The sequence below is a fragment of the Sorangium sp. So ce693 genome, from assembly GCF_051521375.1.
GTDB lineage: Bacteria > Myxococcota_A > Polyangia > Polyangiales > Polyangiaceae > Sorangium > Sorangium atrum.
This window is the reverse complement of sequence record NZ_CP150347.1, coordinates 9,697,103-9,720,851: the sequence shown is the minus strand read 5'-3', so window position 1 is coordinate 9,720,851 and position 23,749 is coordinate 9,697,103. Positions and strand designations below refer to the sequence as shown.

General features: G+C 69.6%; 18 protein-coding genes and 1 pseudogene. 13 read left to right on the top strand and 6 right to left on the bottom strand.

Annotated elements, in window-relative coordinates:
* Nucleotides 1-2 precede the first annotated feature (2 nt).
* The 3 genes and pseudogenes from WMF14_RS36335 to WMF14_RS36325 all read right to left on the bottom strand — a co-directional run.
* A pseudogene (locus tag WMF14_RS36335) lies at nt 3-153 on the bottom strand (3-beta hydroxysteroid dehydrogenase); the annotation flags it as partial.
* 37 nt (nt 154-190) lie between these two features.
* Nucleotides 191-1,414, bottom strand: a complete 1,224-nt coding sequence (locus tag WMF14_RS36330; protein ID WP_437793701.1) for a glycosyl hydrolase 53 family protein — start codon at nt 1,412-1,414, stop codon at nt 191-193.
* A 212-nt stretch (nt 1,415-1,626) separates the two neighbouring features.
* Complete coding sequence (locus WMF14_RS36325; RefSeq protein WP_437793698.1) at nt 1,627-4,989, bottom strand: glycosyl hydrolase 115 family protein; 3,363 nt, start codon at nt 4,987-4,989, stop codon at nt 1,627-1,629.
* A gap of 1,009 nt (nt 4,990-5,998) precedes the next feature.
* On the opposite strand from WMF14_RS36325, the gene WMF14_RS36320 reads away from it, so the two are divergent.
* Nucleotides 5,999-6,640: a hypothetical protein gene (locus WMF14_RS36320; RefSeq protein WP_437793696.1), complete on the top strand. Its 642-nt coding sequence runs from the start codon at nt 5,999-6,001 to the stop codon at nt 6,638-6,640.
* 63 nt (nt 6,641-6,703) lie between these two features.
* Here WMF14_RS36320 and WMF14_RS36315 read toward each other — a convergent pair whose 3' ends face one another.
* Complete coding sequence (locus WMF14_RS36315) at nt 6,704-7,687, bottom strand: phosphotransferase family protein (protein WP_437793693.1); 984 nt, start codon at nt 7,685-7,687, stop codon at nt 6,704-6,706.
* A gap of 325 nt (nt 7,688-8,012) precedes the next feature.
* On the opposite strand from WMF14_RS36315, the gene WMF14_RS36310 reads away from it, so the two are divergent.
* The 6 genes from WMF14_RS36310 (at nt 8,013) to WMF14_RS36285 (ending at nt 13,564) form a co-directional block, all read left to right on the top strand.
* Nucleotides 8,013-8,471 (top strand): hypothetical protein, encoded by a 459-nt coding sequence (locus tag WMF14_RS36310; RefSeq protein ID WP_437793690.1) that lies wholly within the window; start codon nt 8,013-8,015, stop codon nt 8,469-8,471.
* 465 nt (nt 8,472-8,936) lie between these two features.
* Entirely contained in the window at nt 8,937-9,935 is a 999-nt protein-coding gene (locus WMF14_RS36305; RefSeq protein ID WP_437804366.1) for an ABC transporter ATP-binding protein, read from the top strand.
* Nucleotides 9,932-10,768, top strand: a complete 837-nt coding sequence (locus tag WMF14_RS36300; protein WP_437793687.1) for an ABC transporter permease — start codon at nt 9,932-9,934, stop codon at nt 10,766-10,768. Before WMF14_RS36305 ends, WMF14_RS36300 begins: the two co-directional genes overlap by 4 nt.
* Before the next feature lie 19 nt (nt 10,769-10,787).
* Nucleotides 10,788-11,594, top strand: coding sequence for an ABC transporter permease (locus tag WMF14_RS36295; RefSeq protein ID WP_437793684.1), 807 nt, complete (start codon nt 10,788-10,790; stop codon nt 11,592-11,594).
* A 99-nt stretch (nt 11,595-11,693) separates the two neighbouring features.
* Nucleotides 11,694-12,665 carry a pseudouridine-5'-phosphate glycosidase gene (locus tag WMF14_RS36290; protein WP_437804364.1) on the top strand — a complete coding sequence of 324 codons (972 nt, stop codon included), beginning with the start codon at nt 11,694-11,696 and terminating at the stop codon, nt 12,663-12,665.
* Complete coding sequence (locus WMF14_RS36285; protein WP_437793681.1) at nt 12,662-13,564, top strand: carbohydrate kinase family protein; 903 nt, start codon at nt 12,662-12,664, stop codon at nt 13,562-13,564. Before WMF14_RS36290 ends, WMF14_RS36285 begins: the two co-directional genes overlap by 4 nt.
* Before the next feature lie 7 nt (nt 13,565-13,571).
* Here the strand turns inward: WMF14_RS36285 and WMF14_RS36280 are convergent, their stop codons facing one another.
* Nucleotides 13,572-14,246 carry a glutathione S-transferase family protein gene (locus WMF14_RS36280; RefSeq protein ID WP_437793678.1) on the bottom strand — a complete coding sequence of 225 codons (675 nt, stop codon included), beginning with the start codon at nt 14,244-14,246 and terminating at the stop codon, nt 13,572-13,574.
* 71 nt (nt 14,247-14,317) lie between these two features.
* On the opposite strand from WMF14_RS36280, the gene WMF14_RS36275 reads away from it, so the two are divergent.
* Together WMF14_RS36275 and WMF14_RS36270 are read left to right on the top strand one after the other, a co-directional pair.
* Complete coding sequence (locus WMF14_RS36275; protein ID WP_437793675.1) at nt 14,318-15,160, top strand: AraC family transcriptional regulator; 843 nt, start codon at nt 14,318-14,320, stop codon at nt 15,158-15,160.
* Between the two features lie 204 nt (nt 15,161-15,364).
* Nucleotides 15,365-16,708: an extracellular catalytic domain type 1 short-chain-length polyhydroxyalkanoate depolymerase gene (locus WMF14_RS36270; protein WP_437793672.1), complete on the top strand. Its 1,344-nt coding sequence runs from the start codon at nt 15,365-15,367 to the stop codon at nt 16,706-16,708.
* A 135-nt stretch (nt 16,709-16,843) separates the two neighbouring features.
* Here WMF14_RS36270 and WMF14_RS36265 read toward each other — a convergent pair whose 3' ends face one another.
* On the bottom strand, nt 16,844-18,421 hold the full coding sequence (locus WMF14_RS36265; protein ID WP_437793669.1) for a protein kinase domain-containing protein: 1,578 nt from the start codon (nt 18,419-18,421) through the stop codon (nt 16,844-16,846).
* A gap of 473 nt (nt 18,422-18,894) precedes the next feature.
* On the opposite strand from WMF14_RS36265, the gene WMF14_RS36260 reads away from it, so the two are divergent.
* The 4 genes from WMF14_RS36260 to WMF14_RS36245 all read left to right on the top strand — a co-directional run bounded on the left by WMF14_RS36260 (nt 18,895) and on the right by WMF14_RS36245 (nt 23,645).
* On the top strand, nt 18,895-19,878 hold the full coding sequence (locus WMF14_RS36260; RefSeq protein ID WP_437793668.1) for a hypothetical protein: 984 nt from the start codon (nt 18,895-18,897) through the stop codon (nt 19,876-19,878).
* A gap of 228 nt (nt 19,879-20,106) precedes the next feature.
* Nucleotides 20,107-21,042: a hypothetical protein gene (locus tag WMF14_RS36255; protein WP_272095703.1), complete on the top strand. Its 936-nt coding sequence runs from the start codon at nt 20,107-20,109 to the stop codon at nt 21,040-21,042.
* A 143-nt stretch (nt 21,043-21,185) separates the two neighbouring features.
* Entirely contained in the window at nt 21,186-22,802 is a 1,617-nt protein-coding gene (locus WMF14_RS36250; protein WP_437793666.1) for a hypothetical protein, read from the top strand.
* A 66-nt stretch (nt 22,803-22,868) separates the two neighbouring features.
* Nucleotides 22,869-23,645, top strand: a complete 777-nt coding sequence (locus WMF14_RS36245) for a hypothetical protein (protein ID WP_437793663.1) — start codon at nt 22,869-22,871, stop codon at nt 23,643-23,645.
* Nucleotides 23,646-23,749 lie beyond the last annotated feature (104 nt).

The window sequence follows — 23,749 nt, the reverse complement described above, 5'->3', positions numbered from 1 at the left end:
GCGCGCTCGACGCGGGGCGTCGAGCGCGAGGACGAGCAGCCGCGCGGGGTCGAGCCGGTGCACCGCGGGCCACCGGTTCTCGCCGTCACCGATGTACCCGGAGCGCCCGGTCTTGCGCGCGAGCTGGATCAGCATCGGGACGAACCCGCGGTCAGCGATGAACGCCGCGGTCGTCCGGGACGAGCTCGCTTTAGAAGTCCTGGTAGTCGACCTTCATCTGATCGTAGGGCGCGATCATGCTCTCGATGACATCTCCGCTCGGCGAGAAGATGCGCTCGTGCCACTCGGTCGGCTCCCAGATGAAGGTGCCGAGCCCGCGCTTGTCCGGGAGGTTGAACATCAGGTCGTTGGCGGCGCGCTTCTCCCACGAATACTCCGCCACCGCGAACTTCAGGTCGGGATAGCGCTTCACGAGATCATCGAAGTTCGCCTTCCACCCCGAGGGCGGCCCCTGGTACTCGGTGTAACAGGACTGGCCGAGCACATCGAACTTGACGCCCTGCCCGCGCACGCCGTCGACCCACCAGCGCGTCGCCGCGTTGTCGTCGCAGCGGTCGAGGTGCAGCATGACGGTGATCGTGTCGTCGGCGTCCTTGACGCCCTGGATCCCGGCCTTCAGGAGCGAGCCCAGCCCCTGGAACGCCTGCCCGGTGACGAAGCCGTCAGGCCACAGCAGCCCCTGCGGGATCTCGTTGCCGATCTGGACCATATCCGGCCGCGCGCCGGCGGCGCTCAGCTGCTCGATCGCGTCCCGCGTGAACTCGCGCATGGCGCTCGCCAGCGCGTCGCCCTCGAGATCGGTCCAGGCGACGGGCTTGTGTTGATCGTCGGGGTCGGCCCACACGTCGCTGTAGTGAAAGTCGAGCAGGAAACCCATGTTCGCTCGCTTCACGCGCCGCGCCATCTCGATCGTGTGCTCGAGATCGCAGAAGCCCTCTGGCGAGTAGGGGTCGTCGTCGACGGCCGCGTCGGCGTACACCGCCGTGGGGTCATTGAACAGGCGCAAGCGGATCCAGTTGAACCCGTGCGCCTTCAGGATCTCGAGGATGTCCTTCTCGACGAGCTCACCCGTCCGCGGGTCGATGTCGCGGAACACCTTGCCTCCGGCCTCGCGCTCCTGCACCCAGGAGATGTCCGCGCCGAGGATGAAGCCCTGGGGCGCGCCCGGCGTCCCGTCGCCTCCGCTCCCGCCCGTGCCCGCGCCGCCCGCGCCCGCGCCGCCGGTGCTCGCGGACGTTCCACCCGCGCCGGCTCCGCTGCCGCTCGTGCTGCCGCTCGCGCCGCCCGCTCCGCTCCCCGTGGACGCCTCGGCGCCCGTCGACGCGGCCTGACCGGCGCCCCCCCCGCCGGCCGCCCCGGCCCCCGAGCTCTCACCGCACGCGGCGAGCGCCGGAAGCAGCGTCACAACACCCATCCATCCCAGCTTCTGTCGCAGCATCCCTGACCCCGGCGAGGATCCTACCATTGGCCATTCGCGCGATCACCGCGCACGAAGAGGGCGCGTCCACGATCGCGGCGCCGCCGGTAGAAAGATCCGCTGTCGATAGGCGCCAGGGCGCAGAAATGACGAGGGCCCGCCGCACAGCGTGTGCGCGGCGGGCCCTCGGACTGCTCACAGACGATGTGTTACTGCTGCTCCGGCCCCTTGCCCATCCAGTAGCTCTCGGGCGGGCCCAGGAGGCTCTCCTTCACGCCACCGGCGTCCACCACGATCTTCTGGACGACCACGCCCGGGTGGACCATCCACACCTTCAGCGTGTGGTCACCCGCCGCAGCGATCGTGTGCTTGGTGCGCATGATGTTGGCGTTGTCCGAGGTGTGCCGCTCCCAGATCTTGTTGCCGTTGCCGTTGAGCTCGACGGCGTAGCTCGTGTTGACCTTCTGGACCGGGCCGTCGTCGAACGACACCGCGTACTGCAGGCCTTCTTTCCAGTTCTGGAAGTTGTTCCTGGGCGACACGTAGACATACACGTTCACCGGGCCGCTGCTCGTGAGGTGCATGTCGTACTCGAGGCGAGGCGACGCGCCGCCGGGCACCTGGGCCTCGGCCGTCACAGGGAACGGCGTCACGCCCGACCCGGTGCGCCCGATGTCCGGGAGCAGCTTCCACTCGACGTCATCCGTGCCGATCGCCCGGCTGTAGTGATCCGCCTCCATCGACACATAGCCGTTCGCCTCGATGAAGCGGTTCGGCTTCCACGCGACCTGCCGCGGGTCCTCGACGCGGGCGATGACCTCCACCGAGCTCCCGTCCGAGCCGGTGACCGTGATCGGGACATCGACGGGGAACGTCTGGTTCGTGGGGATCATGACCCAGTCCACCCTCACCGTCGCGCGCACCTCCTTGTCGACGATACCGTGGCTCGGATAGACGTTCAGCCACGGCGGGCAAGGCGTGTTCGCGGCCCAGCCGGAGGGGCACTCGACCGGGAGAGCGACGTCGATCGTGTACTCGAGCGGCGCGCTGCCGCGGTTGAACACCTCGATGTACTGCTCGGGCTGCGTCTGATACCGGCTGAACGTCGGCAGGACGGCTTTCGCCGTGGTCCCGTCGCCTGCCCCTTCACCCGTCCAGAAGTTGCTCGATCCGTCGATCGCCACGCCGAGCTCCGCCGCCGCGGGGACATCGATCGAGACGAGCTCGGGCCAGATGAACTCCTGGATGTTGTTGTACTGGTACTCGGGCTGCTGCCAGGACGGGTTCCCCGGCGCCCCGTAGCCGATGTGAGGCTGCGTCTGGAAACCTTCCCACTTCCCGCTGGCGAGATCGTGGTTGTAGTAGGACGCGAGCGCCAGATCGTCCTGGAGCCGCGCCTCCGCGACGGCCGCCATGTCGTTCGTGGCCGCGCGCCCCTGCGCCGCGTACAGCTTGTTCTTGAACCCTGCCAGGCGCAGCGCATACAGGTTCGCCGTCGCCTTCACCTGGTAGAGCACGAGCTGGAAGTAGGCGTCGTGCGCCTCCTCCGGCAGGAGCCTCTCCACGAACTCCGCCTGCGACGCCAGCGCCTCCCACTCCTCCGTGACGCTCTCGAGCTCGCGGTAGTTCGTGAGGCTGAACGGGCTCGCGCCGTCGTCGTACGTGACCGCCGCCGTGTCGGGATCCGGGACGTCGGTCGTGGGCGCGCTGACCAGGAGATCGTAATCCACGGTGATCTTCCGGTTGGTCAGCTCCGGCTTGCGATCCGACTGCAGCAGCGAGTAGCTGTGCAGGATGTCGGCGATGATGTCCGCGTGCTCGGAGCCGAACTGCTGCTCGGTCCACCGCCGCTCCCAGTCGCCGATGCGCTCGACCGGCCAGCGATCCGGGTTCCACGCGTAGTCGAGGAAGAACTGGAGCGGCTGCTCCTCGCTCTTGAAGTCTCCGACGTTGACGACCCAGAGCCGATCCACGCCGTAGTTGTAGGCGAGGTGGAGCTGCTCCCAGACGTTGGGCAGGAGGATCGTGTCGACCCACTTGTAGTTACGGCCGCCGCCGACGTAATCGAAGTGGTAGTAGAGGCCGAAGCCGCCGGCCCGCTCCGTGCCGAGCTCCGGCAGGCGCTTCATGTTGGACCAGTTGTCGTCGCAATAGACCACCGTGACGTCGTCCGGCACGGTGATGCCGGCGTCCCAGTAACCCTGGATCTCCTTGTACAGCGTCCAGACCTGGGGGATGGTCGTCACGTCCTGCCCCGTCACGTCCGCGAGGATCTTCCGCTGGGCCGCGACGATATTCTGCATGAGCGGGATGCCGTCCGCCGGGGGCAGGCTGACGTCGCCGGGGCCGCGCATGCCGAGCGTGACGACGCCCTCGATCTTCTGGTCGACCATGCGCTGGATGCCCTTGGTCCAGTGCTTCTTCAGCGCCTCGGAGTTCACCGAGAAGCGCCACTCGCCGGTGCCGCCGTACGGATCGTTCCCTGGCTTGGTGATGGTGCCTGCCGCATCCCTCTGCGCCGCGACCACGTGGCGATTCCACTCCTCGATACCCTGCATCATCGGGGCCTCGTGCGAGGTCCCCATCACGACGCCGTACCGCGTGGCCGTCGCGTGGTTCTCCGGGTCGTCCTCGCCGAACGCACGGCCCCAGACGGCCGGCCAGATGTAGTTCGCCTTCATGCGGAGCGCGACCTCGAAGATCTTCTCCCAGTAAAGGTGGTTGAGGCCTCCGGGGAAGCCCTCCGCCTTGCCCGGCCCGAACATCTTGGCCGCCCAGTTGCCCGTCGCGGGGTTCTCGTCGTTGATGAAGAACCCACGGTACTTCACCTTCGGCTCGCCCTGGGTGTGCTGCCCGGGGAGCACGAACAGCGCCTGCTTCTTCTGCGCCGGGACGTCGTCCCACCAGTACAGGGGCGACACGCCGATCTGCGAGGAGAGGTCGTACGCGCCGAAGATGGTGCCGCGCTGGTCGCTGCCGGCGATGACGAGCGCTCGGTCCACGCCCTCGATCGGCTGCTCGACGATCTGCGTGACGAACGTCTCCCACTTCCCGGTCAAGCCCGAGACATCGAGCTTGTCGGCATCCACCAGCTGATCGATGAGCGCGCTCTTGCCCACCGTCCCGACGAGGACCACTTCCTTCGCCGACGCGGGGATCTCGTGGCTGACGGCGGCGGCGGTGCCGGTCACCCGCCGGATGTCCGCCGCGAGGTCGTCCACGACGCGGTTCACGCCCGCATAATCGCTCTCGCTGACGACCAGCGGAGCGACCTTGCCGCCCACGGCGAGGGCGAAGCGATCCGCTCCACCCTCGGTTGAAACGTACTTCTCCAGGGAGCCCGTCACCGGGTCGACCGGCGACACCGGCGTCTCGCCGGGCGGCCCCTGCGGCCCCGGCTCGCCCGGCGCGCCCGGCTCGCCCGGCTCGCCCGGCGCGCCCGGATCCCCCGGATCACCCTTCGCTCCATCCGACCCGCAGGCGGCCAGCGAAGCGAGCGACATGGGGAGCAGCAAGCAGAGTAGCGAGGATCCGATTCGACCCTTCCTGATGGCCATGCGTGCGTAACTCATAACGGTGTTTCCCTCGTTGATGCGGCTGACCGGCGTCGTCGACGCGCCCGCGCTGGACACGGGCCGTGACCTCCGGCGCTGAGGCCGGGCGCTCCTATGCAATCGTCCAAATCCCTGCGGCGATCCGCGCGATCGCGACCGTGATCCCGGTGATCACGAGGCGCTGCTCCGAGCGATCACGCCGCGGCGATCCCGGTGATCACCACGGCGCGACAGATGAAGCTCGGAGGCGGCGTACGCCTTCTCTGCACAAGTTGGCTGGGTGTCACCCAGGTTGCACCTCGCTGGTGTGGCCCGCGAGAATTCCCGCAGCGCGCTGATCTGATCACGCAATCGGCTCGATTTTTCGGGTCGGCATCCGTTTTCGTCGTCGCGGCGCGCGGGGGGATGCCGTCATGCATCGAGGTGGCTGTTGCATGGCGCGCGCGTCTCCTGGCTTACCGCAGCGGTGATGAGTGACAGTGGTTATGAAGTTCCGCTCGTCGATGGGGAAGAAGGCGTTGTTCTGGTAAACGATGTTTCCCTGAGCCTCCGCAACCGTCGAGAGCGACGCCGCAACGACATTCAAAACGCCAAGTTGCCGCATCAGCCACGCTGCCTCGAAGTGAACAAGGATAAGTAATACTCATTACAAATAAACCAAGAGAGGGGTATAGCCAGGCTGGCCCGTTCCGCCGCGATACTGCTTCGAGAACAGCGCCATTGCAAGAGGGGGCGTTCGGGCGCTCCAACAGACCTTCGAGGCCCGTGGTCTGTGTCATGGTGTGCCGTAGTAATGGCCCATGATGGTCTTTTTGTGTCATCATGGGTCGCCGGCGAGAGCTGAAGGTGGCGCGTCCATGTCGCGGCGCTTCGGGCTGCGACATGGACGCCTCGGCGCTGTGGGCCTGCGGATGGTTGCTGGAGCCGCGGAGCGCCACGGCGCCGCGATGCGAGGACGGTGTGGCGCGCCGTTTGCTCTGCGCCATGCCTGGCACAGTCTCCACAGACTCGTCGAAAGGGCAATACCATGAGAGCACATCGCGTCATTCAAGGAGCGCTCCTGCTGGCAGCGGCGCAGCTTCCTTTCATCGTCGCTTGCGCGAGCGTCGTCGAGGGCTCGGACGGTGCCGAGACCGAGGCGGAGCCGGACAGGGGCGACGACACGGATCCCGGACCGGAGTCGTCCGACACCACGTCGGGCGGCGGCGCGGACGTGCCTGATCCGGCCCTGGATCTCTTCGCTTGCGACTTCGAGTTGAGCTGTGAGCGGGTCGTCGTGCACATCTCTGCGGACCCGCCAGAGACGCTCCCCTGCGCGGCCAGGCTCGTGCTCGGAGGCGGCACGGGCGTCCTCGGCTCGCTGCTCACCCCTGGCCCGTGGATCGACGAGACCGAATCGCTGATCTTCGTGCTGGGCGACGGCACTGCGCTGGTGCAGACCCGCGAGAGGCACTGCGGAAGCCCAGGGATGGAGTGCGGGCCGACGCCGGTGTGGGAGGCGCCGTCGCCGCATCAGATCTGCGACCTCGTTGTCTCTCCGGACCTCGAAGCAGCGTGCGAAGCCGACACCGAGGAGTGTGCGTTCCTGCCGTGGGGTGACGTGACGAACTGCCGGGCCGTCGAGGAGCACACCTGCGAGGACGTCACCGCCCTGCTCGCGGCCAGGTGATCGCGGCGGGGCGCGCCGACCGCGAGCCGCCGAGCTCGCGGGCAGTGACAGGCAGATCCTGCTTCAGAACGGCCAGATCGTCTGTTCCAGCGCGGAGAGCGAGGAGACCTGGGACTCCCATCCTTCGAGCCTGAGCTGGAACCTGAGGTGGCTGTACCTGTGCAGCAGCGCGAGGGCCATCAGCTTGCGGCGCAGCGATGAGCCCAGGTCGCCAGGCGCGTATCCGTAGGCGCCGAGGATGGCGCGCTGGAGGTCCGCGCTGCCGGCTGCCAGGAAGAGGCACGGGCCCAGGAGATCGTACTCGGGTGCTCCGAGGCACGCGTCCGCGAAGTCGATCATGCCGGTGACGCGCCACCTCCCGTCCGCTCGGGTCACGAGGAGGTTCTGCGGGGTGTATTCGCCGGTCAGCACGACCGGGACCACGGACCTCGGCAGGAGGGCGCGGGCAGACTCGAGGTAAGCCGGGATCTGCGAGGCGAGGCGCTCGGGCAAGCCCATCCGCCGGTGCCGGCTCTCGCATCCGGCGATCTGGCGCTCCAGGAACGCATCCCAGCCGAGATCGATGCTCTCCAGTCCAGCGGTGGGCAGCGCGTGGGCGGCCCTCATGATCTCGCCGATGCGGGCGAGCGCCTCGGCGCGCTCCGCGCCGCTCATCGCGGGCCAGGCCTCTTCGAGCGTGCGCCCCGGGAGGCGCGATATCACGAGATAGGGCCAGCCTTCGAGCTCCGCTTGCCAGAGGAGCTCCGGCGTGGCCACGGGGACGGTCCCGTGGAAGCGTCCCAGCGAGAGGCGCTCGGCCTCGAACTGGTGCCGGAGGAAGGGCGGGAACAGCTTGATGATCTGGCCTGCGTCGTTCGAGACGACCACGTTGGTCCCGTGCGCGAAGGCGGAGAGCCCGCCCGACGAGAGCCCGTGGCGCTCGCACACGACGCGGATCGCCGGGAGAAAGGCGTGGACGTCGGCGCGGATCCGGTCGAAGCCGGCGGGGCCGTCGAACGACGGGAACAGGGATCGATCGCCGGGGAACGCGGTGTGATCGGGCGGCATCGAGGCGGCGGGTACCGTAACCCGCGCGCGCCGGCGCGGCCATGGCGGAATCGGACTGCGTGCGCTCGTGGTGAGCTTGGGCCGCGGGCCCTGCGCGAACAGGGAGACCTGGTGGCGGGGCCCGAGCCGTCGGATAATCCTCCGCGGGAGAGGTCGCTCCCCGAGCTCACCCGGTCCGCCTGAGAGGAGCATTCCGCATGCAGGTACCCGACGCCCCGGAAACCTCCATCGAGCAGGTCGTCGCGATCTGTTCCTCGGCGCCTGGCGCGCCCGGTTCCGTCGGCTCCCGCTCCCGGGGGCGCGACGTTCTTGAGGAGGACGGCGGGTGAGCGCGCCCCTATTTCTGACCGCAGCGAACCGGGACCGGGCGCGCGCCGCCGTGGCGGCGCTCGGGGTCGGCGTGCTCCTGAGCTGCCTGGGCCCGACGGCGGGTCAGGTCGATCTGCCGGGCTTCGACACCCCCGTCGAGAAGGCGCTCTCGTTTCCGGCGGGAAAGGCGCTCGAGTTCCCGGTGCACGCCGAAAGCTACGAGCACAGCGGCGCAAACCATGTGCGCATCGAGGTGACCTTGCTCCGTGGAGGCGCGCCGGTCGGCACGATGGCGTGCGACGGCTTCGAGCTGGAAGGCGACGCCGGGTGCGGATCTAGCGCAACCCACCTGAACGGCAGCTGCGCGATGACGGTCCCCTCCGGCGGGAGCGATGCCATTCGGGTCGTGGCGAGGCTCGCGAGCAGGGACAACTCTGCCTCATTCGAAGGGCTCAGCGTCTATATCCGGGATTGAAGGCGGGCAGCGCGCGGCGAAGGCGGGCAGGGCATAGGCGTTAACCAAGCTTCGCGCCGCGTTCTCCTACATCCGAACGTTTACGTTTACGTGGTCGTGGTCGTGGTCGTGGTCGTGGTCGTCAACGATAGGCCGTGAATGACCACGACCACGACCACGAAAACGCTCACGTTTACGTTTACGTTTACGTTCACGTTGGTGACCGATCGACCTCGACCTGGAGCCTGCGCACTACGCCATGACCAGCGAGCGTGCTCTACGCGACATCGAACGACTACCGCTACGACCGCGATTCGCCGCTTGCGAAGCCGGAGTGAGGCGCGGCGGGGATCGGAAGCGGGCTGCCTCGGCGCACACGCCGCGTTCGCGGCGCTGGCGGCTTGATCGAGGTCGGGGCTCGCGGCGCTGGCCGCTCGGCCCAGGTCCAGTATGCTCCCGGCCGCCCGTGAGACCCTGGCCGCCGTCATGCCGCTGATCGTCGTCGAGGATTTGCGCAAGGCGTACCGGGTGGCCGAGCGCCGGCCGGGCGCCCTGGGCGCGCTCGCCGGGCTCGTGCGCCCGCGCTACCGCGCCGTCGACGCGCTCGCGGGCGTCTCGTTCTCGCTCGAGCGGGGCGAGCTCGTCGGGTACATCGGGCCGAACGGCGCCGGCAAGTCGACGACGGTCAAGATCCTGGCGGGCATCCTCGTGCCGGACTCGGGGCGATGCGAGGTGGCCGGCCGCGTCCCGTGGCGCGAGCGCATCGAGCACGTGGGGCGCCTCGGCGTCGTGTTCGGCCAGCGCACCCAGCTCCTGTGGGATCTGCCGGTGATCGACTCGTTCGAGCTCCTCCGGGACATCTACCGCGTGGGCGCGGCCGAGCACGCCCGCGCGCGCGACGAGCTCGTCGCGATGCTCGACCTCGGGCCGCTGCTCGACACGCCGGTACGGCAGCTCAGCCTCGGCCAGCGCATGCGGTGCGATCTCGCGGCCGCGCTGCTCCACGCGCCCGACCTGCTCTTCCTCGACGAGCCCACGATAGGCCTCGACGCCGTCTCGAAGCTCGCGGTGCGGCGCTTCGTGCAGCGGCTCAACCGCGAGCGCGGCGTCACGGTGATCCTGACGACGCACGACATGGACGACATCGAGGCCCTCTGCTCGCGGGTCATCCTCATCGCCGGGGGGCGGGTGCTCTCGGACGGCTCGCTCGAGGCGCTGCGCGCGCAGGTCACCGCGGAGCGCTGGCTCATCGTGGACCTGGCGGACCCCGCGGCGGAGATCGCCGAGCCGCGCGCCGAGGTGATCCGCCGCGAGGGCGCCCGCGTGACGCTGCGCTTCGACCCCGCCGCGATCTCGACGGCGGAGCTGGTCGGGCGCGTCACGGCCCGCTACCCGGTGCGCGACCTCCTGGTGCAGAACCCGCCCATCGACGAGATCGTGGCGCGGCTCTACGGCGAGGGCGGCGAGGCGGGGGCGCCGCCGTGAGCGCGCCGTTCGAGAGCTTTGCGGGCAATATGGCCGCCTGTGTCGCCGTGTTTCGGGCGCGCTGCCGCGCGCTCCTGCAGTACCGCGCCGCGGCCGCGGCCGGGTTCGGCACGCAGCTGTTCTGGGGGTTCATCAAGGTCATGGTGCTCGAGGCGTTCTACGGGAACGCCATGTCGGGCGCGCCGCCGCCGATGGCGCTCGGGCAGGCCATCACGTACACGTGGCTCGGACAGGCGTTCTTCCAGCTGCTGCCGTTCTCCACGAACCCCGATCCCGAGGTGCGCGAGCTGATCCGCACCGGCGCGGTGGGCTACGAGCTGGCGCGCCCGCTCGATCTGCACGCGCTCTGGCTCGCCCGCGCGCTCGCCGCGCGCGTCGCGCCGACGCTGCTGCGCGCGGTCCCGATGTTCGCGGTCGCGGTGCCGCTCCTCGGCATGGCGCTGCCGCCGTCGCTGGCCGCCGCGGGCGCGTGGGCGGCGGCGATGGTCGGCGCGGCGGCGCTCGTGGGCGCGTTCGCGACGGCGGTGACGTCGACGATGCTGTGGACGACGTCCGGCGACGGGATTGCGCGGATCGTGCCGTCGCTCGTGCTCGTCGCCTCCGGCATGATCGTGCCGCTGCCGCTGTTTCCGCCGTGGATGCTGCCGTGGCTCGACGCGCTGCCGTTCCGCGGCATGGTCGACGCGCCGTTCCGGCTCTACCTCGGGCACCTGCCCGCGGGCGCGCTCCCCGGCGTGCTGCTGCACCAGGCGCTGTGGACCGCCGCGTTCGTGGCGCTCGGCAGGGCGATGGTCGCGCGCGGCCTGCGCCGGCTCGTGGTGCAGGGCGGTTGACGGAGGAGGAACAGGCGAGATGTCGCTCGACGCAACGAGGCTTTACCTGCGGCTCGCCGCCGCGTCGCTGCGGGCGCAGATGCAGTATCGCGCGTCGTTCGTGATGTGGTCTGTCGGGCAGTTCATCACGGTGGGCATCGAGCTTCTCGGGGCGTGGGCGCTGTTCGACCGGTTCGGGGCGGTCCGGGGGTGGCGCTTCGCGGAGGTGGCGCTTCTGTTCGGCCTCGTCAACGTCTCGTTCGCGCTCGCCGAGTCGTTCGGCCGCGGGTTCGACACCTTCTCCGCGATGGTGAGGTCGGGCGATTTCGACAGGCTCCTCCTGCGCCCGCGCTCCACGGCGTTCCAGGTCGCCACAGGGGAGTTGCAGTTCCTGCGCGCAGGGCGGCTCGCCGTAGGCCTCGTGATGCTCCTGTGGGCCGGGAGCGCGCTGACCGTGGGGTGGACAGCTGCCAGGCTGGCGCTGCTCGCCGGCGCGATCGTGGGCGGCGCCTGCGTCTTTTACGGGCTCCTCGTGCTCCAGGCCACCCTGTGCTTCTGGACGATCGAGTCGCTGGAGATCATGAACGCGTTGACCTATGGCGGCACGGAGGCGGCGCAGTACCCGCTGACCCTGTACCGCGACTGGTTCCGGCGCTTCTTCACGTTCGTCGTGCCGCTCGCGTTCGTGAGCTATATCCCTGCGGGGGCGCTGCTCGATCGCCCCACGGTCCCCGCGCTGCCCGAGGCCGCGCGCTGGGCGTCGCCGCTCGTGGGGGTGGCATTCCTGCTCGTGTCGCTGCGCATCTGGCGCTTCGGGGAGCGGCGGTACCAGTCCACCGGGTCGTAGGGCGACAAATCGATTGAAACCTCCTGAACAGGGCAGAATTTGACGCTCGCGCCCGGCGCCTCTATAGGCGCCAGACCCTCGCAGCCGAAGGATCCCCGCGTGTCGGTCAAGGACCATCTCTCCATCTCTCCCGAGGTCAGGAAAGCGCTCGCTGACGGCCGGCCGGTGGTCGCGCTGGAGTCGACCATCATCACGCACGGCATGCCGTATCCGCAGAACCTCGAGATGGTGCAGCGCGTGGAGGCGGTGATCCGCCGGAACGCCGCCGTGCCGGCGACGATCGCCATCATGGACGGCAAGCTCGAGGTGGGCGTGAAGGGGGAAGATCTCGAGCGGCTGGCCAGGGGGGGCGGCAAGGCGGCCAAGGCCTCGCGGCGCGACGTGGCGGCGCTCCTGGTCCTGGGCGGGATGGCCGGGACGACCGTGGCGACCACGATGATGGCGGCGGCCTGGGCCGGTATCCAGGTGTTCGCCACCGGGGGCATCGGCGGCGTGCATCGCGGGGCGGAGACGACCTTCGACATCTCCGCCGACCTCGAGGAGCTGAGTCAGACGCAGGTGGCGGTGGTCTGCGCGGGGGCCAAGTCGATCCTCGACATTCCCAAGACGCTGGAGACGCTGGAGACCCAGGGCGTTCCGGTCCTGGGCTACAAGACCGAGGATTTCCCGGCCTTCTGGGCGCGGCAGAGCGGGCAGAAGGTGGACCACAGGATCGAGAGCGCCGAGGAAGCGGCCAGGGTCATCGCGCTGCAGTTCGAGCTCGGCATGGGCGGGGTCCTGGTGGCCAACCCGATCCCCGAGAGCCATGCCATGGACGCCAGGGCGATCGAGGTGCGGATCGAGGAGGCGATCCGGTGCGCCGAGGCAGAGGGGGTGAGCCGGAAGGACCTGACGCCGTTCCTCTTGAAGCGCATCTTCGAGCTCACCGAGGGCAAGAGCCTCATCGCGAACATCGCGCTGGTCGAGAACAACGCGGCGGTGGCGGCGGAGATCGCGGTGGCGATGAGCGAGCTCGGGGCCAAGTCGAAGTCGAAAGCGAAGTCGAAATCAAAGTCGAAGGCCAAGGCATGAGCGAGGCCGGCCGCGTGCTCGTGGTCGGCGACGTGATGACGGACGTGATCGTCCGCCCCGAGGGGCCGCTGGTGCGCGGCTCGGACCGGCGCGCCAAGATCGAGAGCCGCCCCGGAGGCTCGGGGGCCAACCAGGCGGTGTGGCTCGGCTCGATGGGAGCGAAGGTGTCGCTCGTCGCCCGGGTCGGAGCCAAAGACAAGCCGCATCTCGAAGCCTATTTCAGGAGCTTCCATGTCGACCCGATCCTCGTGGCCGACCCGCAGAGTCCGTCGGGCGTGCTGGTCATCCTCGTCGACGCCGACGGGGAGCGGAGCTTCCTCACCGACCGTGGGGCGAACCTCGCGCTCGAACCTTCGGACATGCCGGTGGGGCTCCTGGACGAGACGCGGCTGGTGCTCCTCTCGGGGTATTCGCTCTTTGCCGAAGGGCCTCGGCGGGCAGCGCTGCGGCTCGCCGAAGAGGCGCGGCGCCGCGGCGTCCCGATCGCCCTCGACGCCGCGTCCGTGGGCTTCCTCCGGGAGGTGGGGGTCGGGAGCTTCCTTGAGTGGACACGAGGGATGTCGACGCTGCTCGCCAATGCCGACGAGGCAGAGGCGCTCTCGGGCGCGGGTGACCTCACAGCGCAGATGATCGCGCTGGGCGCCTATTTCGAGCGGGTGATCATCAAGCGTGGCGCGCGGGGCGCGGCGGTGGGCGGACGGCAGGGCGTGCGCCTCGACGAGCCGGCGCCTCAGGTCGAGGTGGTGGACACGACCGGGGCCGGCGATGCGTTCGCGGCCGGGTTCATCACCGCGGAGCTCCTGGGCGCGCGCGAGGCGGAGTGCCTGCGGCGCGGGATCGAGGCGGGATCGAGGGCGGTGAAGCAGCTGGGTGGGCAGCCGGAGCAGACGGCGTGCTGAGCGGCGATCAGCTCGCCCGCGCCTCCGCTGCGGCCGCGGCCTCGAGCGCCGCGGCGAGCTCTGCGTCCTTCGCCGCGATCCGCGCGAACGCCGGCCGGCTGCACACCCGCGCGACGTAGTCCGTCACCTCCGGCAGCTCGGGCACGAGCTTGAACTTCACCATCCACTCCAGCGCCTTGCCCCAGAGGACGTCGGCCGCCGAGAATCGATCGCCGAGCAGATACGGCCCCTTCCGGAGCGCCTCCGCCGCCACGCCGAACATCGTATCGAAATCTCCGTACGGAGACGTCGCGGCCGGGGCCGGATCGCGCTTCATCGCCCGATCGACGATGGCCGGCTCGAAGCACGAGCCGTAGTACGCGATCCACCGGAGGTACGGCCCGCGCAGCGGATCCCCGATGGCCGGGGTCAGGCCGGCCTCCGGGAACAGATCGGCGAGGTAAATGACGATCGCGACCTGCTCGGTGACGAGCGCGCCGTCGTGCAGGATCGCGGGCACCTTCCCGAGCGGGTTCACGGCGAGGTAAGGGGCCTTGCGCTGCTCGCCGGCCTTCATGTTCAGCACGCGGAGCTCGTGGGGCGCGCCCAGCTCCTCGAGCAGGATGCGCGTGCCCGCCGAGCGCGAGTTCGGTGAATGGAACAAGACGAGGTTGCCCCTCGGGGTCGTGGTCGAATCAGCCATGTTGCTGCCTCCGGGGCGGACGCTACTGCCACGGCCAGGGCCGGTATTGTAAAAGAGCGCCACGCGCGATCATGAGCCGGACCATCACCCCCGAGGACCCCACCCGCGGCATCTTGAACCCGGCCGCCGGTCTCCAGCGCTTCGAGCTGCACCGCCAGGCGCCCGCGCCGGACCTGGCCAGGCTCGTCGACTGGCACTGGGTCGTCCGCTGGTCGCTCGCCGCTCCTTTCGAGCAGGAGGTCTTGCCGCACCCCTGCGTCAACCTGGCCATCGAGGCGCCGGGCTCGGCGGTGCACGGCATCGGGACCCGGCGCGAGGTCGTCCGGCTCGAGGGCACGGGGCGCGTCGTCGCGACGAAGTTCAAGCCAGGCGGCTTCTTCCCGTTCGCGCCCCTCCCCATGCGCCGGCTGGTCGACCGCGTCGTCCCCCTCGCCGAGATCTTCGGCGACGCGGCCGGGCCGCTCGAGCGCGCCGCGCTCGACCAGCCGGACGACGGCGTCGCGATCCGCGCCGTGGAGGAGCTCCTGCGCGCGCGCAAGGGCCCGGAGGACGCCGGGCTCGGCGAGGCGATGGCGCTCGCCGTCCGCGCGCAGGAAGATCGCGACATCCACCGCGCCGAGCATCTCGCCCGGGTCGCGGGTGTCTCCGTGCGCACGCTGCACCGCGCGTTCGAGCGGTACATCGGCGTCGGACCCAAGTGGATCATCCGGCGGTCGCGCGTCCACGAGGCCGCGGAGCGCGTGGCCACGGGCGCGTCCGTGGCGTGGGCGGCGCTCGCGCAGGAGCTCGGGTATCATGATCAAGCGCACCTGATCCGGGAATTCAAGGCCCAGGTCGGCTTCACACCGGCCGTCTATGCAGAGCGGTGCGCGGCAGCGAGGTCGAAAGGCGGCCCGCCCGGCGTGAAGGGGTGAGCTGCGGGTTCACGGCCATCCACAGCGCAAGAAGGCCCCATGATGCGCAAGGTCTTGGTTCAATTTTCTTCAGCTGGAAGAACCCGACGCGGCTTGCGTCAACGTTCCTCTATCGATAGCATCCACGCGCCAATCGCGCGCCGTCGTCGGCGACGCCAGCTTTAGAGGTCATCGAACATGCGTCGATTTCAGAATCGCGTTTTCGTGGTCGCGTCGTTCTCTTTGGGGCTGTTCGCGGCCATGCCGGTGTACGCGGCGTCAGTGCAGGCGGTGAGCCGGGCGACGTGGGGAGCGAACGGCGTCCCGAGCTACGTCAACATGAACATCTACGTGCCGGACAAGCTGGCCGAGAACCCGCCCATCGTGGTGGGCTGCCACTCTTGCAGCACGCCGGTGAGCTCGTTCTTCAACAGCATCTCGGGTGTCAAAGCGGGCGCCGACAAGAACGGCTTCATCATCATCCTTCCGGAGGCCACCGGCCGGAACTGCTGGGATGTGGGCACAACGAAATCCCTGACCCACGACGGCGGAGGCGACACGCAGGCCGTCGCTCAGATGGTGAAGTACGCGCTCGAGAAGTACAAAGGCGACCCGAAGCGGGTCTACGTGATGGGCGGCTCATCCGGCGCGATGATGACGCAAGCCATGCTGGCGGTGTACCCGGACATCTTCCGGGCCGGCGCGGCGAGGGCGGGGGTGGCAGCCGGGTGCTGGGCGGACGGCTTCGACGCGGGCCAGCAATGGAGCAACAACTGCGCGGGGGGCAGGACGAGCAAGTCGGCGCAGCAATGGGGAGACCTGGTCCGCGGGATGTATCCTGGGTATACGGGACATCGCCCCCGCCTCCAGATCTTCCACGGCACGGCGGACGCGACGATCAACTACAAGAACCAGGCCGAGGCGATCAAGGAATGGACGAACGTCCTCGAGCTGAGCGAGACCCCGACCTCGACCGACATGATCACATCGGGCGGGACCACCTATGATCGCCAGTTCTGGAAGAACGAGTGTAACCAGACGGTGTTCGAGGCGTGGTCAGGAAGAAACGGCGCGCACTCCATGGCGTACGAGGCCGACGCCATCCTCGCGTTCTTCGGTCTCGACAAGGCCGGTGGCGCCGATCCGGAGACCGATTGTTCCGAGGCTGCCGGCAGCGGCGGCACGGGTGGCTCGGGCGACGGCTCCGGGGGTGACCAGAACGTCGGCGGCGCCGGGCCTGCTGCGGGGAGCGGTGGCGCCTCGGGGGACGGCGGAGGCGTGGGCGAGGGGGTGACCGTCGGCTCTGGCGGGCAGCCCGCCGGCGGCGGCGAAGTCACCACGACGGGCGGCAGCGACCCGAGCGGAACGAGCGGCACGAGCGGAACGAGCGGCGCTGCTGACAGCGCCACCTCCGGCGCGGGCTCGGATTCTGCAGGTGAATCGGGTGAGACAGGCGGGTGCGCGGTCGTCGCCGGCGATTCCAGGCCGAAGAGCTCGTACGCAGCGGTCGTCGCCATGGGCCTTGCGCTGTTGACGCTTCGTCGCCGGCATCGAAACGCCGGGCGCTGACACGTGTCTTGTCGGTGAGCTGAAGTAACCCTCGATTTTTCGAGAGGATTCACGGGGAGACGCGGAGTGAAATCCCACAAGTCTCCCCGTCTCCCTGTTCAATTCTTCATAAAATGCCAACAAGGCATCTCCGCGCTAGAAGGGCACCTCCGGAATCGGTGCGCGGTCGAGCCCCGGCGTAGTCGTCGGCGGGATTGGCGGCCTCCTGGAAGCGGCGGGGACACCCGTGTGCGGCGGCCTGGGCGTGGCGCTCGACGGCGGCCGTGCTGCCGTGGTGGACGTCGAGGGCGCCGCGGTCTCGCCGGCGGCGTCCGCTGCCGAGCCCGTCGCTTCCGCAGCGGGCACCGCGGGCGTCACGCTCTCCAGCGGCTCCGAGGAGCGCCCGACCTCTGCCGACACGCTGGCGGCGACCTCCGCTGACGCCGGCGCGCCGGCCGAGGCGACCTTCGCGCCCACTCCGTCCCCGCCGCTCGCTCCGCCCCCACCCACCGCGATGGTGACGCCGGCGCCGAGCAGCATCGTCATCGCGATGCCGGCCACCAGCATCGCGCGCTGAGGCCGCTGCTGTCCGGCCTCCTGCGCCGTCGATCCGGCGATGGTCAGGGTGCCGGGGCCCGCCGAGCGGGGCGCGGATGCTGGCTCGTCGAGCTGGGCGGCGTCGAGCGCTATCGTCCCGCTGAGCCTCGGCCGAGCGGTGCTCGGCACGCCGGAGCACGGGGATTGCAGATCCGGAATCGATGGCGACGCCGTGCCCGCGATACGGCGGAGCTCGCCCATCATCTCTCCGATCGACTGGAAGCGCTCCGCCCGCTCGCGGGCCAGCGCCCGCGCGAAGAAGGCATCGATCTCCGGCGGCAGGTCGGGCGCGATCAGGGACGCGCTGGGCACCGGACCGACCAGGATGTTGGCGATCACGGCGCCGAGCTGGGCCCCCTGAAAGGGCAGCTCGCCGGTGATGCCATAGAAGAGGATGACCCCGAGCGACCAGAGATCGCTGCGCTGGTCGATGTCCTTTTCGCCCCGGACCTGCTCCGGGCTCATGTAGTGGGGCGAGCCGAGCAGCTCCCCGGTGCGGGTCACCTCTTCCGTCAGCACCGCGCCCGTCTCCTTGACGATGCCGAAGTCGAGGATCTTGACGACCTCGTCCTGCTCTCCCTCCACACGCACGAGGAACAGATTGGCAGGCTTGAGATCGCGGTGGACGAGGCCGGCGTCGTGCGCGCGACGGATGGCCTTGCCGGCCTGCAGGAGGATCAGGGTGGCGTCCACGAGAGAGAGCCGGCCGACGCGCTCGAGACGCGTGCCCAGGTCCTCACCCTGAAGCAGCTCCATCACGAGGTACGGAGTGTCGTCGTCGACGCCAAAGTCTTGGACGTAGACGACGTGTGGGCTCTGAAGGCTCGCTGCGATCCTGGCTTCACGCTCGAAGCGAGCGAGGAACGTCGACGACGCAGCATAGGTCGGGTCCATGAACTTGACCGCGACGAGAGAGCCCAAGTTGACGTGTCGCGCCACCCATACCGAGCCCATCCCGCCGTGCGAGAGAGGTCGCTCAAGACGATACTTCCCACCTACGACGGAATCCGGAGCGAACTGCATGGTGATGGCTTCCTCCTGATAGCCGAGGGGAGGCGAGGGGAGCGTACAGGATAGGAAAGCCGCCGGCCACGATGAGCCGGGAGATGTTAGATGGATTGTCCTTCTGTGCGCCACGTTCCGGGCGCCTCGGGCTCGATACGGCCACGAGATGGCTCCCCGGAGCGCCGTGACAGGCGCGGTCCGACGCGGGCGTCGACAGCGCCGTCGCGGGCGTCGGCAGCGCCGTCGGTGAGTGAAGTTCCTGACAGCAGCGGTGTCCGGCGAGGGGGATGCGCTCGCGACCACGGCGAGCGCGGACGCCGCGCGGGCCGACGCTGCGCGCAGGTGGCGCGCAGGTGGCGCGCAGGTGGCCGGCGCACCGGGGCCCCGCTTGCGCAGCGCAGCACGCCGGGCCTCCGCGGCGGTCCGCCGGAGCCCGCGCCGCCAGAAACCATGGCGCCCCCACATCCAGACCCCCGCGCGGCAGCACGAGACCGCCTGCGAGATCTATTGCGATCTCCTTGCCTCCGTCTAGAATCCACACTGCAATGAACAAATTATTTTGCAATTCAACTATCATCGTTGCTGGTCTCTCCCTCGCTCTCGGCGTGCTGGCCTGCGGAGAAGACGACAGCCCGGCAGACGGGAGTGGGACGGGCGGGGGCGGCGGGGCGACCAGCGGGTCGGGCGGCGGGGCGACCACGGGGTCGGGCGGCGGGGCGACCACGGGGTCGGGCGGCGGGGCGACCAGCGGGTCGGGCGGCGCGTCGACGTCGACGTCGGCGTCGAGCGGCGGGGTGACGACGGCGTCGGGCGGCGATCCCAATCCCGATCCCGCGAACGCGCGGACCTTCGACCACCGGCACGCGAGCCTGGACGGCATCCCGGCGAGCTGCACCGAGGCGCTCACGTCGGGGGACTTCGTCTTCCATTACGCCCACCGCTCGCACGGCTTCCAGATCATCGTCGGCGCCGAGAGCCTCGAGGCGAAGACGCCTACCTACGCCTTCGAGACGGAGTATTGCGACGTCCCGCAGCAGGAAGGCGCCTTCCTGATGTGGGACGGGATGATCGACACCAACCTCATCCCGGGCGAGGAGTACTGGGCGACCGAGGCCGGGATCAACGACGTGCGCACCATCCTCGGCGCGCACCCGGAGATCCGGTACTCGATGTGGGCGTGGTCCTCGGAGATCTCCGAGCAGACCGAGGCGGACGTGCAGCGGTACCTCGACGTGCTCGACGCGCTCGGCGAGGAGTTCCCGGAGGTGACCTTCATCTACATGACGGGGCCCGGCGACGAGGAATACAACGGCGTGAACCGCACGGAGCGCAACCAGCAGATCCGCGATTTCTGCCGGGATCACGGGAAGATCCTCTATGACTTCGAGGACCTCGACGTCTACGCGGACGGCGAGCGGCACACGACGACGGTGGGCGGCGTCGAGATCCCGATGCAGCACCCGCGTTATGACGTGGAGACGTCCGGCAACACGGAATACGAGCACACCCACACGACCCAGGGCGCCTGCGAGAACAAGGCCATGGCCTTCTGGCGAATGATGGCCGAGCTCGAGGGGTGCGCGCAGTAGCCCCCGAGGTCGGCGGGCGCGCAGGCTGGCGCTCGGCCGCGGCGACGCCGCGAGCCGCTGTCTTTCCTGTCGGTTAAGTCCCGGTTTCCGGCGGAGGACTCCGCCGGATCGCGTCGCTCACGGCTTGCGGGCCGCCTTGCGCCCATGCTACTCGGCTGTCGCACGGGCATGCTCCCCCGCGCGCATCCCGCGCAGGGGCGCCGCCTGGCAGCCGATCGGAGGCGGGCCATGGAAAGCGCGATACCGCTCGGGAAAAAGCAGATCATCGACGGCCAGCTGCGGGTCTACTACTACGGTTACTGGATCAAGGCCTACGAGGCGCCGGCCGACACGCTGCTCGCGAAGAAGCGGCTCATCGAGGCGCTGACGCGGCGCCTGTTCAACCACGTCGAGCACGGCATCAACGTTCCAGGAAGACGGCTGGACGAGGCGCGGCTCGCCTTCGAGTCGGAGGCCGATCCGCAGCGGAAGCGCGTCAAGGCCGCCATGCTCGCGGGCGCGATCTTCAATCGAGCGGCGGATATCTTCACCAAGCTCGTCGAGATCCAGGAGCTCGGCGTCACCATCGAGCCCGACAACGCCCTGATGCGCGAGTGCGGAGAGCACCTCCTCGAGGCCCTGACGCTCGGGAAGATGGTGCTCCACCGCAGCGGCGAGGAGGGGCTCGACGAGCTCTGGGGCGAGCCCTTCAAGGCGTTCTCGTTCCCAATCGAGGCGTTCTACAACAGCCGGTATGTCAAGATCGCCCAGAGCATGAGGGCGATCGACGGCATTCGCGACGCGATGATCGCCACCTTCGCGGGCGCGCCGATGTTCGCCGGGCTCGACCGCCTGGCCCGCGAGTTCGCGCACGCGGCCAAGATCAAGTGCGAGACGCTGCGCACCGACGACGACATCTTCGAGGTCTGGACGTCGTTCGTCGTGTCGGCGGAGAAGCTCGCCGCCTTCCGGCCGCTGCTCGGCGAGGACGCCTCGCCCCACGAGCGGGAGCAGGCGGCCCAGGGCGTCGAGCTGATCGTCCGTGGCAAGAACGTGATCTCGTACATCACACGCGCGCGCGTGCCGATGCCCAAGACCACGAGCGAGCTCCTCGAGCGGTACGAGCGCTATCGCGTCACGTACGGCGCCGCGCCCGCGTCCGGGCCCGCGCGCAGCGTCGCCTGAGCGGACCGCCGCGAGCGCAGAGGCTTTCACGCTCATGAGCGTCAGCGGAGCGGTGTTGTAGGCGGGCGCCCGACATCTCGCCTGTCTGCTGTCACGGAATGTTTCCGTTGACGCTGGGGCGCGCGTCTCTGTATCACCAGGTGATGAAACGCGCTTTGATCCTTCCGGGAGCGCTCTTTATCGGCCTCTCGTCGCTCCCCGCGAGCGCGCTGGTCACGCAGCCGAACGGCAGCGTCATGCCGCGGGACTCGAGGAACAACGAGGTCCAGCTCTACACCCTGTTCGCCAACCGGGGAGAGGCGCTCGACTACCAGGCCGATGGGAACACCGAGCCGTCCACGTTCTCGCCGCTCTGCGGCTTCACGGCGGAGCTGGTGCTCAGGCAGACAGGGTCTCGCCTCGGGGTCGGCTGGTACAACGTCGATCCCGCTGCCACGGCGCCGCCGGCGAGCGGCGACATCCACGAGATCGTCCCCGCCGGCTCCGTCGTTGGCACCGTCATCACCGCCGCGGATATCCGGAGCGATCTCGCCTATGCGGGCGGGCAGATCGGCTTCGCCCTCATCGGCGCGCAGACCCACTACTCCGAGCAGCGGTGGAATCAGGTGTGCACGGGCTGTACCACGCCCGGGCCCTGGGTCACCGCCGTCATCTACGCTTCGACGGTGACGCCGAACGCGTTCTACGTCGCGTTCGAGGATGGTAACGTCGGCCCGAACCCTGGCGACTTCAACAACGATGGCGACTACAACGATTATGTCTACTTCTTCAGCGGCCTCACCTGCACCGGCGGCGGTGAGCCGTGCGACACCGGGCTGCCCGGCGTGTGCGCGCCAGGGGTGACCCAGTGCGCGGCGGGTGGGCTCACCTGCCAGGGGCTCGTGCCGTCGTCCCAGGAGACCTGCGATGGGCTCGACAACGACTGCAATGGCGCCACCGACGAAGGCGAGCTCTGCCCGCCGGATCACGTCTGCGACCGGGGCGTGTGCGTGCAGGCGTGCGGCAGGGGCGAGTTCGTGTGCCCCTCGGACAAGGCATGTAATGCCGCGGGGTTCTGTGTCGAGCCTGCCTGCGCCGAGGTCGCCTGCGACGCGGGGGAGGTGTGCGTCGGCGGGCGGTGCCGCGCGCCTTGTGATGGAGTGCAGTGCCCCTTCCCGACGGTGTGCCGGGTCGGGGTGTGCGTCGACCCGTGCAGCACCGTGACTTGCGAGGAGGGCACGGTCTGCGACGGCGGCGTGTGCAAGCCGGAGTGCCCGTGCACGCCGTGCCCGAGCGGGCGCGCGTGCGAGGAGGCGAGCGGGCTTTGCAGAGAGTCGGCCTGCGTCGGCGTCGAGTGCCCGCCTGGCCAGCGCTGTGACGCGGGTGCGTGCGTGGACTCGTGCGCTGGAGCGGTGTGCCCGAGCGGGCAGACCTGCGCCGGCGGCGCCTGCGTGGAGGACACGAGCACGACGGCGGCCAGCGGGACCGGCGGCTCGACGGGCGCGGGCCTGGACTCCGGCGCGGGCGGCGGCCTCACGGATCCGGCCGGCAGCGGCGCCACGGGCGGCAGCGGCGGTGTCGGCGGCGGCTCGGGCGGCGGCGGCTCGGGCGGCGCCGCCGCGGGCGGCTCCGGCGCGGACAGCGGCTGCGGCTGCACCGTGGCCGGCGCGCGCGGCTCGCTCGGGGCGCCGCTCGCGGCGATCGCGCTGGCGCTGGCCGGCGCGGCTCGCCGGCGGCAGCGCGGCGGCGCCTCCGCGAAGGGCCAGGCGTCTCGGGGATAGGCAGGGGCATGACAGCGCCGTGACCGCTCCCTCCTCTCCGGCGAGCGGTCATGGCATAGTCCGTTCATGAGACATGAGCTCCTTGGCTCCGTGCTGTGCGGACTCCTCCTCGCCGCCTGCAGCGATGACGAACAGGTGTCGCCGATCGGAGGCGGCGGCGCGGGCGGCGACGCGAGCAGCAGCGCTGGCGGCGGCGCGACCGGCGACGGCGGCGGCGGAGGCGCAGCGCCGGTCGCCTGCGGAGGGGACGCGGGAGCGACCTGCGGCGAGGCGGAGTACTGCGCGACGCCCGACACGACGTGCGCCGGAGACGCGCAGGGCGAATGCGCGCCGAGGCCGCGGGTCGGGAGATGTCCGGACGAATGTCAGGGGGTCTGCGGGTGCGATCAGCGCACCTATTGCAATGAGTGCATGGCGCACGCGGCCGGGGTGAACGCGTCGAGCGATACGGCTTGCGCAAGCGCAGACTACGTGATCGCCGATCACGACGTTGTCTACGTGCACCACGCGGACCTGCGAGAGGATCGGTGTCTGGTGATCTCGATCGCGTCGTTCGCCGATAGCGATCCGCTCTATGCCGGGATCGAGCTGGAGGGGCTCTGGGGCGTGCTGGACGTGGCGCTCACCGACCAGATGGGCGATTGCACTGACACGGGCATGCCGGACCCCGACGAGCGCGCTTATGCCGTGACCGGGGCCACCGGGACGATGACGTGGGAGGCTGAGCCGGAAACCGGCATCCCGTGCGTCATCGACATGGATATCACCCTCACGCTCGACGGAGAGCCGGGGACCCTGCGCTTCCGGGAGACCGGCGTGGTCGTCGACAACACGTGCCTGTAGCGCTCCAGCACCCGGCCCCGTACGCTGGACGTGGACATGCGTCCAGGTCAGAACGTTCTCTGCTCCCTTGACTACCGGGGCGCGAGAGGACGAGGCTACACTGC

Bases quoted from the DNA above. Each gene is read 5' to 3' on its own strand.
- WMF14_RS36305 (WP_437804366.1), top strand. From the start codon at position 8,937: ATGCCGCTGATCGTCGTCGAGGATTTGCGCAAGGCGTACCGGGTGGCC.
- WMF14_RS36255 (WP_272095703.1), top strand. From the start codon at position 20,107: ATGGAAAGCGCGATACCGCTCGGGAAAAAGCAGATCATCGACGGCCAG.
- WMF14_RS36315 (WP_437793693.1), bottom strand. From the start codon at position 7,687: ATGCCGCCCGATCACACCGCGTTCCCCGGCGATCGATCCCTGTTCCCG.
- WMF14_RS36285 (WP_437793681.1), top strand. From the start codon at position 12,662: ATGAGCGAGGCCGGCCGCGTGCTCGTGGTCGGCGACGTGATGACGGAC.
- WMF14_RS36245 (WP_437793663.1), top strand. From the start codon at position 22,869: ATGAGACATGAGCTCCTTGGCTCCGTGCTGTGCGGACTCCTCCTCGCC.
- WMF14_RS36280 (WP_437793678.1), bottom strand. From the start codon at position 14,246: ATGGCTGATTCGACCACGACCCCGAGGGGCAACCTCGTCTTGTTCCAT.
- WMF14_RS36275 (WP_437793675.1), top strand. From the start codon at position 14,318: ATGAGCCGGACCATCACCCCCGAGGACCCCACCCGCGGCATCTTGAAC.
- WMF14_RS36330 (WP_437793701.1), bottom strand. From the start codon at position 1,414: ATGGGTGTTGTGACGCTGCTTCCGGCGCTCGCCGCGTGCGGTGAGAGC.
- WMF14_RS36250 (WP_437793666.1), top strand. From the start codon at position 21,186: ATGAAACGCGCTTTGATCCTTCCGGGAGCGCTCTTTATCGGCCTCTCG.
- WMF14_RS36320 (WP_437793696.1), top strand. From the start codon at position 5,999: ATGAGAGCACATCGCGTCATTCAAGGAGCGCTCCTGCTGGCAGCGGCG.
- WMF14_RS36295 (WP_437793684.1), top strand. From the start codon at position 10,788: ATGTCGCTCGACGCAACGAGGCTTTACCTGCGGCTCGCCGCCGCGTCG.
- WMF14_RS36325 (WP_437793698.1), bottom strand. From the start codon at position 4,989: ATGAGTTACGCACGCATGGCCATCAGGAAGGGTCGAATCGGATCCTCG.